This is a genomic window from Halorientalis pallida (assembly GCF_004118325.1).
Taxonomy (GTDB): Archaea; Halobacteriota; Halobacteria; order Halobacteriales; family Haloarculaceae; genus Halorientalis; species Halorientalis pallida.
Genome location: NZ_RDFA01000011.1, coordinates 1 through 8,607, shown reverse-complemented (window position 1 = coordinate 8,607; position 8,607 = coordinate 1). Strand labels below are relative to the sequence as shown.

At 66.9% G+C, this 8,607-nt stretch carries 12 protein-coding genes; 6 read left to right on the top strand and 6 right to left on the bottom strand.

Going from position 1 to position 8,607, the window contains the following annotated elements:
* The first annotated feature begins 25 nt into the window (after positions 1 to 25).
* The gene (locus tag EAF64_RS20090) at positions 26 to 898 is read left to right on the top strand and encodes a hypothetical protein (protein WP_129070766.1); all 873 of its coding nucleotides are present in this window, start codon (positions 26 to 28) and stop codon (positions 896 to 898) included.
* 23 nt (positions 899 to 921) lie between these two features.
* Here the strand turns inward: EAF64_RS20090 and EAF64_RS20085 are convergent, their stop codons facing one another.
* From EAF64_RS20085 to coaBC, 3 genes are all read right to left on the bottom strand, one after another.
* A complete protein-coding gene (locus tag EAF64_RS20085) occupies positions 922 to 1,695 on the bottom strand; it encodes an SDR family NAD(P)-dependent oxidoreductase (protein WP_129070765.1) in 774 nt (257 codons plus the stop codon).
* A 42-nt stretch (positions 1,696 to 1,737) separates the two neighbouring features.
* Positions 1,738 to 2,211 carry a molybdopterin-dependent oxidoreductase gene (locus EAF64_RS20080; protein ID WP_129070764.1) on the bottom strand — a complete coding sequence of 158 codons (474 nt, stop codon included), beginning with the start codon at positions 2,209 to 2,211 and terminating at the stop codon, positions 1,738 to 1,740.
* Positions 2,212 to 2,273: 62 nt separating this feature from the next.
* Positions 2,274 to 3,482: a bifunctional phosphopantothenoylcysteine decarboxylase/phosphopantothenate--cysteine ligase CoaBC gene (coaBC, locus tag EAF64_RS20075; RefSeq protein ID WP_129070763.1), complete on the bottom strand. Its 1,209-nt coding sequence runs from the start codon at positions 3,480 to 3,482 to the stop codon at positions 2,274 to 2,276.
* Between the two features lie 132 nt (positions 3,483 to 3,614).
* Between coaBC and EAF64_RS20070 the strand changes: the two genes are divergently transcribed.
* Positions 3,615 to 4,130 (top strand): SCP2 sterol-binding domain-containing protein, encoded by a 516-nt coding sequence (locus EAF64_RS20070; protein ID WP_129070762.1) that lies wholly within the window; start codon positions 3,615 to 3,617, stop codon positions 4,128 to 4,130.
* 78 nt (positions 4,131 to 4,208) lie between these two features.
* On the opposite strand, the gene EAF64_RS20065 is transcribed toward EAF64_RS20070, so the two are convergent.
* Positions 4,209 to 4,664 carry a YbhB/YbcL family Raf kinase inhibitor-like protein gene (locus tag EAF64_RS20065; RefSeq protein ID WP_129070761.1) on the bottom strand — a complete coding sequence of 152 codons (456 nt, stop codon included), beginning with the start codon at positions 4,662 to 4,664 and terminating at the stop codon, positions 4,209 to 4,211.
* A 52-nt stretch (positions 4,665 to 4,716) separates the two neighbouring features.
* Complete coding sequence (locus EAF64_RS20060; RefSeq protein WP_129070760.1) at positions 4,717 to 5,454, bottom strand: NAD(P)/FAD-dependent oxidoreductase; 738 nt, start codon at positions 5,452 to 5,454, stop codon at positions 4,717 to 4,719.
* A 99-nt stretch (positions 5,455 to 5,553) separates the two neighbouring features.
* Here EAF64_RS20060 and EAF64_RS20055 point away from each other — a divergent pair, with 99 nt between their 5' ends.
* Entirely contained in the window at positions 5,554 to 6,084 is a 531-nt protein-coding gene (locus EAF64_RS20055) for a type II toxin-antitoxin system RatA family toxin (protein ID WP_129070759.1), read from the top strand.
* Between the two features lie 9 nt (positions 6,085 to 6,093).
* Here EAF64_RS20055 and EAF64_RS20050 read toward each other — a convergent pair whose 3' ends face one another.
* On the bottom strand, positions 6,094 to 6,825 hold the full coding sequence (locus EAF64_RS20050) for a halocyanin domain-containing protein (RefSeq protein WP_129070758.1): 732 nt from the start codon (positions 6,823 to 6,825) through the stop codon (positions 6,094 to 6,096).
* Between the two features lie 98 nt (positions 6,826 to 6,923).
* Between EAF64_RS20050 and EAF64_RS20045 the strand changes: the two genes are divergently transcribed.
* From EAF64_RS20045 to EAF64_RS20035, 3 genes are all read left to right on the top strand, one after another.
* Entirely contained in the window at positions 6,924 to 7,340 is a 417-nt protein-coding gene (locus EAF64_RS20045; protein WP_129070757.1) for a DUF7541 family protein, read from the top strand.
* Positions 7,341 to 7,409: 69 nt separating this feature from the next.
* A complete protein-coding gene (locus EAF64_RS20040; RefSeq protein WP_129070756.1) occupies positions 7,410 to 7,664 on the top strand; it encodes a DUF6684 family protein in 255 nt (84 codons plus the stop codon).
* A 154-nt stretch (positions 7,665 to 7,818) separates the two neighbouring features.
* A partial coding sequence (locus tag EAF64_RS20035; RefSeq protein ID WP_193767782.1) for a cbb3-type cytochrome c oxidase subunit I occupies positions 7,819 to 8,607 on the top strand: 789 nt, incomplete at its 3' end.

Here is an 8,607-nt window from a genome sequence, read left to right as displayed (position 1 = left end):
ATCCGAGAAGCCCCTGTATCCCCCCGTGCGACGAGCCCTCCAGACCGTTGCAGTCGTGACCCTCTTGCTGGCGGCCGGCTGTAGCGGACCGAACGGACAGACCACGACCACTGCGCCCGATGTAGCCCCTGCGACACCGACGCAGACCGACGGGTCCACACCCGACCCGACGACGACCGACCGCCCGTCGACCGTCGATGGACCGGCGAACGATTCGGTACCCGACGCGAAAGCGTATCCACCTGGCGTGTTGGCCGACGGTGTGACGAACGTGACCGCCCTCGTCAGCGCCCATCGAAGCAGCGTCGTCGCGGACGGTGCCACGATGCGAACGACCACTCGAACCGACGGAACGGTCGACGGCACCGCGATCCGTATCCGCGGCAACGAGACGGCACGCCTGGCTCCGACGGCTTCACACCTCCGGTGGTCGGCCGGTGCGACGACCACCCGCGGGAACGAGACAGGCGTCCTCGACGAGCGCTACTGGGTCAACGAGTCGGTCCTCGTCTCCCGGGTCGCCGCCCCGGACGGCAATGTCACCGTCAACGTGCAGAATCGGAGCGCCGCCCTCGACCGGGTGGTCGTCTCGGCGGCGACCAAGGCTCGCATCCTGCGCTCGGCGCTGTCGAACGCCGACTACGACGTCCGGAACGTGACCGAACAGGACGGCCGAACCGTGACCACGCTCGTCGCGAGAAACGGGACCTACCGCGGACAGCGCCCCGTCTCGACGTACGACGCGACCGTTTCCGTCGCGGCCTCGGGACGCGTGCTCTCCCTCGACCGAACCTGGCAGACGGCCAACACCAGGTACCACGACGAGTACGTGTGGACGGCGGCGACTCCGGTCGAGAAACCCGCCTGGGCTCCCGGGAACGCGACCACGAGGCCCTAACGCCGCTCGTCCGAGTCACGCTCTCAGAAACAGGTCCCACCGGCGTCGATGGCGATCTCCTGGCCCGTTATCTTCCGGCCGTGAGGCCCGGCGAGGTATGCCACCTGTTCGGCCACGTCTTCGGGGTCGATGACGTACTCGGGCAGGGTGAAGTCGTCGCCGCCGACGCTGGCGGGTTCGGCGTTCTCTACGTCGGCCAGTTTGGCCTGTTCCTGGATCGCGTCCTCGATCCGGTCGCCCTGGACCGGCCCGGGCTGGACGACGTTGACCGTCACGTCGTCCCGGCCCAACTCGGCGGCGAGCGTCCGGCTCAGGCCGACCAGTCCCATCTTCGAGGCGCTGTAGGGCGTCCGGTTGGCGTAGGGGCGTTTCCCGCCGATGGAGCCGATGTTGACGACGCTGCCCTGGTCGCTCTCCCGAAGGTGCGCGCCGGCGTGTTTCACACAGCGCCACGCACCGATCAGGTTCACGTCGAGCACCTGCTCGAAGTCGGCTTCCGCCACGCGGTCGTAGGGCTGGACCGGGCCGGCGATGCCGGCGTTGTTGACCAGACAGTCGAGGCCGCCGAAGGTGTCGACCGTCTCCTCGATGGCGGCCTCTACGGACGCCTCGTCGGTCACGTCCGTTTCGACCGCGAGCGTACGGTCGGGGGCGTCGATGGCGTCGGCGGTGTCGTGGATGCCGTCGCCCCGCGCAGCGAGGGCGACGTTCGCGCCGTGGTCGGCGAGGCTGATCGCGATCTCGCGGCCGATACCCTGGCTCGCGCCAGTGACGAAGGCTGTAACGTCCTCGAGCATGGGAGAGCCTCGAAGGTGTCCCGCAAAGGCGTTCCGACTCTCTCACGGCTCGACAGCGGGGTCGCTCGCCGATGCCTGTGATTCCAGATCCGCCGGATCGTCGTCGGCCTCCAGCGCCACCGGTTCGATCCGGACGACGCCCGTCGCGCTCCGGCCGCTGTCGACCCCCGGTCCGACCAGGCGAATCTCGCCGGGGTCGAGCGGGTCGCCGTCCCGGCGGTAGGCCAGGACTGCCGACAGCGCGTCGGTCACGTCCAGGCAAACCCGGTAGCCGTCCCGGCAGGTCACGAGGACGTGTGTGGCCGCTGGTGGGCTCTCGGCGGCCGTCAGGAGTTCGCCGAGGTCGAGCCCGGTCCAGGGGCCGTCGATCGGGCCGCTATCGGCACACGCCATGTCGGTCGCGACCTCGACCGGCTCGAATCCTTCGCAGGCGTCGAGCGCCGTCGGGAGCAGGAGCTGTCGTTCGCCTTCGATCTCAACGTACGCCGCCCCAGTCCGTTCGTGCTCGCCAGTCACGTCGGTTCGCTGTCGTGTCGCCGGCCACAAAAGCCCGGCTACACGTTCCCGTGATCCGGGAACTACAGTTCGCTCGCGAGTTCGTCCGCGACGCGCGCGCCTAGGCCGGCCTTGCTCCCGGCGTACTCGTCGACCCCATCCTGGCGGATCACGAGCGCCTCCGTCTCGGCCTCGCCCATCACGGCCGCGCGGTTCCCGACGACGAAGGACAGATCCGCCCGCGCCATCGTCTCGCGGGCACGCTCGATCAACGTCTCCTCGTCGCCCTCCGTCTCGACTTTGAACCCGACGATGGACAGGTCGGGGTGAGCCTCCCGGACGGTGTCGATCAGTTTCGGCGTCGGCGTCAGTTCGAGCGTCAGCCGGTCCTGCCCGGACTTGATCTTCTCCGCGGCCGCGTCAACGGTGTAGTCGGAGATGGCCGCCGCCGAGACCAGCGCGTCGGCGTCGTCGGCGTGAACCTGGACAGCGTCGAGCATCTCCGCGGCGCTCTCGACCGATTCGACGTCGGCGTAGTGAACGTCTGCCCCACCGTCGGACTCGAAGGAGCCCGACGAGCCGCCAGGTCCTCCGGACCTGACGACACCGTGCACGAGCGTCACGTCCGCGCCGCGGACGTAGCAGGCGCGGGCGACGGCCCGACCGGTCTTGCCCGACGCGCGGTTCGAGAGCGTCCGGACGGGATCGACGGCCTCGGTGGTCGCGCCGCTGGTGACGATCACGTGGTCGCCCGCCAGCGGGTCGGGTGTCGTCGCGCGGGCGACGCCGGTGGCGATGGCCTCCTCGGTGGCGATCTTGGCCTTGCTCTCCTCGATGCGCGGGTCGACGAACTCGACGCCCCAGGACTCGACGCGGGCGATGGTCTCGAGGACGCCGGGGTGGTCGTACATCGGTTCGTGCATCGCCGGCGCGACGACGACGGGAACGTCCGCACCCAGCGCCGTCGTCGCCGTGGTCGTCACCGGCGTGTCGTCGATGGCTGCCGCCAGTTTCCCGACGGTGTTGGCCGTCGCCGGCGCGATCAGCAACACGTCGGCCCAACCATCGCGGCCGCACAACTCGACGTGTTCGACCCGCCCGGTGATCTCCGTGATCACGGGTTCGTCGGTCGCGAAGTCGACGGCCCACGGGTGAACGATCCCCGTGGCACTGTCGGTCATCACGGCCCGGACCGACGCCCCCTGGCGGCGCAACTCGTGGGCCAACTCCACGGTCTTGACCGCCGCGATGGAGCCGGTGACCCCGAGCGCGACGTTCACTCCGGAAAGCATGATCCGCTCTTGGCCCCCGCGGTGTAAATCCGTAGGGGTTCCATAGAGAGCCCCCGATTTGGGGGTGCTTAAAAAGCACCCGTAGATTTGCGCGTGAACTTTTACTAGGGTTGGGTTTGAAATGGAGTTGCTATGGCAGATGGACTCATATTCCCGAGTTCGGAATGGTTCGAAGACTATCAGGCGAAGGTAAACAGCAACGAAGAGTACGCCGAGAAATCCGCTGGCTGGGGGGTGGATTTCAACGGCGACTTCATTTTCAAGATGACTGACATGCCTCTCGACGACATCGACGTCGAGGCCATGCCCGAACACATCCAGGACGAACTCGATCAGTACGTCTCCGAGAGTGCCTCGGGGTACACCGGGCAGACGTTCGTCGGGCTCGAAGACGGGGAGTGTACCGACGCGTACCTCATCGAATCCGAAGAGGAGGTCGACAACGGTTTCAAGCTCACTGGCACCTACGAGAACTGGGTGGAGCTGACCCGGGGCAACATCGGCGCCGTCGACGGCATGATGTCCGGCAAGTTCGAGCTCGACGGCGACATGCAGAAGATCCTCCAGTACTCCGACGCCGCGACCCTGCTGACCGAGTGTGCGACACAGGTCGACTCCGTGTTCGCACACGAAGAGTTCTCGGAGTAAGGTCGTCGCACGCCGGTAGCGAACCGGCCGAACCGCGCCTGGCACCCCTGGGGGTGGGGCGCGTGAAATCCGTATTTCTTAGGGCGCGTACGTTCCCTCCAGCCGCGCGTTCGCCAGTACCTGCCCCATCATCGCGTCTTCCAAGTCGTCCTTGTCGGTCGACGTGGGCAGGGACAGCGTCTCGTCCAGCGCGTACAGTCGGAACCGGTAGGTGTGTTCCCGATCCGGTGGGTTCGGCCCGCCGTAGCCGTGTTCCCCGTAGTCGTTTTGCCCCTCCGTGGCGTCGTCGGCGGCCCAGTCCTCTGGAATCTCACCGATGTCGGGGTCGACGTCCCAGACGAGCCAGTGGTCCCAGATCTTCCCTGCCGGCTCCATCGCGTCCGGATCGTCGACGATCAACACCAGCGACACCGTCCCGTCGGGCACGTTCTCGACGTGCAAGGGCGGGTTCACGTCGTCCTCGGTGTAGCCGTATCGCTCCGGAATCCGGCCCCCGTCCTCGAAGGCCGGACTCTCCAGTCGTAGGTCGCTCATACTACCTCCACCGGTGATACGACCGCCCGGGGGAAGAAACTACGGCGTGGATTCAGTCACCGTCGTCGGCGACGCTGGGGTGCTGGGTCGGCTCGCCGGGGTGGCGCTCGGCGAACGCGTCGGTCATCACGTCCATCGCCTCGCGCTCGCGCACTTCCCGCTCGGTCTCGTCGATCTCCTCACAGCCCGGCGGCACGTCCCGACCTCGATCCGAGAAGTAGCCCTCGGGCGCGACCCAGTCGTGGTAGAAGGGGCGGTCGTCTTCTTCCAGCAGGGTGACGGCGACCTCCGCCCCGTGGCCGGCACAGACAGCCGTCTGGTGGGGTTTCTCGGCCAGTCGACCGGCGGCGTAGAGCCCGTCGACGCCGGTCTGTCCGCGCTCGTCGGTGTCGACGAACATCTTCCCGCGGTCGACGAACCCCAGGCCCTCGATCCCCCGGAGGTATTCCACCGTGTTCTTCGTCGCCGCGACGACGTAGTCGGCCCAGAACTGGTCACCAGCGGCCGTCGTCACGTCGAACCCCTCGTCGTCGACGGCGACCTGCGTCACTTCTCCCTCGTGGAAGGCACAGCCCGCGTCCTCGGCCTGCTGTTGGAGGAGGTCGAGGAACCGCCGCGCGTTCACGCCGGCGGGGAAGCCGGGGACGTTCTCCAGATGGCCGTTCCGCCGGAGGAGCGACTCGCCGTCGTTCACGACTGTCGTCTCCAGTCCGTGTCGAGCGGTGAACACGCCCGCGCTCAGTCCGGCGACGCCGCCACCCACGATGCACACGTCAGTCGTTTCGGTCATGACAGCGGGCACTTGATCGGCCCCCGAATAGAAGCGTTCGATTTACTCGCCGAGGTCGAACTGCGGAATACTTACGGCGCGGTCGGTCCCAGGGACTGTGTGGACAGAGTCGAGGTCAGTACCGTCGTCTACCTGCCGCCCGAGGAGATCTACGAGTTTCTCGAGGACTTCCCTGGGTACGCCAATTACTCGAAGTACCTCAAGGAGGTCCGCAGCGACGGCGACGGCAGTCCGGGGACGCGCTACTTCCTCACCTTCGCCTGGTGGAAACTCACCTACACTGCACACTCGAAGGTGACCGACACCGACCCGCCGAACCGGATCGACTGGGAGATCACGAAAGACATCGACGCCGAGGGGCACTGGACCGTCGAACCGATCCCGGAGGAACGCGCCGACAGCCAGGAACACGCCTGTCGCGTGCGGCTGACCGTCACGTTCCGGCCGGACTCGGCGGACTCGGGGGTGCTTGACCTCCCGCGATTCGTCTCGATGGACTGGGTAATCGAGAAGGTGAAACCGAAGATCCAGGCCGAGGCCGAACGCGTCGTCGAGCGCATCGTCGCCGACCTCGAAGGCCGCCAGCGCGAGGTCGATCTCGAAATTCACACCGTCGACACGTCCGTGTAGCGGGACGCCCTATTCGGGCGTCTCGTAGTCGCCGCCGTACTTCATGAAGATGTAGGACAGGCCCAGCGACGCGCTCATGACCAGCGCCGTCGCGACGCCGATGGTCTTGGCGCTGCCGGGGAGGGCGGGGCCGCCACCGCCACCGCCGCTCTCGGGTTCGATGGTCGGGTAGTCCGTCCCGACGACGACCGCGCCGAGCATGCCCTGGCCCTGGTGCGGGCTACAGTAGTACTTGTAGATGCCGTCCTCCTCGAAGGTGTGTTCGTACTTGACGCCCGAACCGCCGACCGCGGACCCGGAGTCGATCGGCCCCTCGTCGGCGACGACGTTGTGCGCGCCACCCTCGCCAGTCCACTCCCACTGGACGGTCGCGCCGTTGTCCACTTTGACGCCCGCGGGGCTGAACGCGAACCCGTCGCCGGCACCCACCTGCACCGTGACCGTACTCTGCCCGGTCTTGTCGGTGACGCTCCCGCCGTAGGTGTTGGCGTCGTCCAGGTAGCCGCCGAGGTCGGGGATGCCGCCACCGCCGCCACCGCCACCGCCGCCCTCGGTGCCTTCTGGGGCGCTCGTCCCGTTGGCCGCGGTGCCGTTAGTTGCCGTCCCGTTCGCCGTCGCGGTGCCGCCAGTCTGCGTGGTCTCCTGGGCAGCCGCCGTGCCCGCGACGCCGGCGGCCGCAGCGCCGCCCGCCGTCGCCATGAGGAAACCCCGTCGTGACACGTCCTCCGAACGGTCGCTCATGGTCGGGCGTTAGAAGGGGGTGGTAGTGAATATGTTGGTTCCGAGTCGGCGGCTCGGGGTTTCGATGCCCATTTTACGTCTCGGGCCCATGTAGGGGTATGGAAGAGGACCCCGGCCTGAGCGACCAGTACCGGAAAGCCAGCCCGTGGCCCATGTTCGTCGCGCTCGGGTTCGTACTCTCGGAAGTCGGCATCATCGTCGGCATCTTCTCGATCGCCGTCGGCGGCCTGTTGCTGTTCGGCGGCAGCGTCGCCGGCATCCTCAAAGAGTCGGAGTACGTCGACACGCTGTGGGGCTCCCTGCTGGCCTTCGGCAGCGTCCTCGCGGTGATCGGCATCGGCCTCGTCGCCTGGCGCGTCGGCGTCGACCCCGGCGTGCTGGTCGGCGTGATCGCCGCACCCGGTGACTTCGGGCTCCTCGTCCCGCGCGCGCTCGCCGTGGCGGTCGCCGGAATCCTCTTGCTGGCTGCGGGGGGAACGGTGCAGGCGCTCGAACGGAACGTCGACGCCCGGTAACCGCGACGACCGGGCCGTCGACGCGACGATTCCGACAACCTATTTATCGTCGTCTGCAAACCCGATAGTATGCTCCCGAGTACATTCGACCGCGAAACCATCCTCGACCTCACGGTCAACATGATCCCGCTTGGCATCCTGTTGTTCTTCATCGTGGCCTTCGGCTTGGTCAACCCGTTCGGGTGGGACAACGTCATCTCGTCGCTCCAGTTCGGCATCCTGATCGCCTCGTTCGTTCTGCTGGCCATCCTGACCTACTACTCCGGGAAGGCAATCTCCGAGGCCGAGGCCGAGATGGACGGCGACGAAGACCACTCCGCCTGATCGGTTCCGATCTCTCTTCTCTCGCGGACGCCGACTCTCCACGCTGTCCGACTTCGAGATGGCGCTGTGTCGGCGCGCCGTCCCCGGACGAACAGGTTCGGGGTGACCCAAAGGGAATCTTTCTTTATCCCCCAGTCCTGAAGGTCGAGTATCAATGGCTGCAGAACAGCTCGCACTAACGGTGCTGATGGGTGTCTTCCTCATCGCCGTGGCGGCCTTGCTGACACGGATCGAGGACTGGCGCTCGTACACGCCACTCGCCGGTGGCGGCGCGATCGGCGAGGAGACAGGGTACGGGCACGAAGAAAAGCCCGGCGGAATCGTGCGGTGGCTCACCACCGTCGACCACAAGGACATTGGAATGCTGTACGGCACCTACGGGGTGCTGGCGTTCGCGGTCGGTGGCCTCATGGCCTTCCTCATCCGGGTCCAACTCATCGTCCCGGCAGGGGCCGTCGTCGAGAACGGCTTCTACAACGCCATCCTGACCAGCCACGGGATCACGATGCTGTTCCTGTTCGGGACGCCCATTCTGGCGGCGTTCTCGAACTACTTCGTCCCACTGCTGATCGATGCGGACGACATGGCGTTCCCGCGGATCAACGCCATCGCGTTCTGGCTGCTCCCACCCGGCGCACTGCTGGTCTGGGGCGGCTTCCTCATCCCCGGCATCGGCACCGCCCAGACCTCCTGGGTGATGTACCCGCCGCTGTCGGTCGAACAGACCCAGATGGGGGCCGACCTGATGATGCTCGGCCTGCACCTCACCGGGGTCTCGGCGACGATGGGTGCGATCAACTTCATCGCGACCATCTTCACCGAACGCAGTGAGGAGGTGACCTGGGCGAACCTGGACATCTTCTCGTGGACGATCCTCACCCAGTCGGCGCTGATCCTCTTCGCCTTCCCCCTGCTGGGGAGCGCGCTGATCATGCTCCTGCTG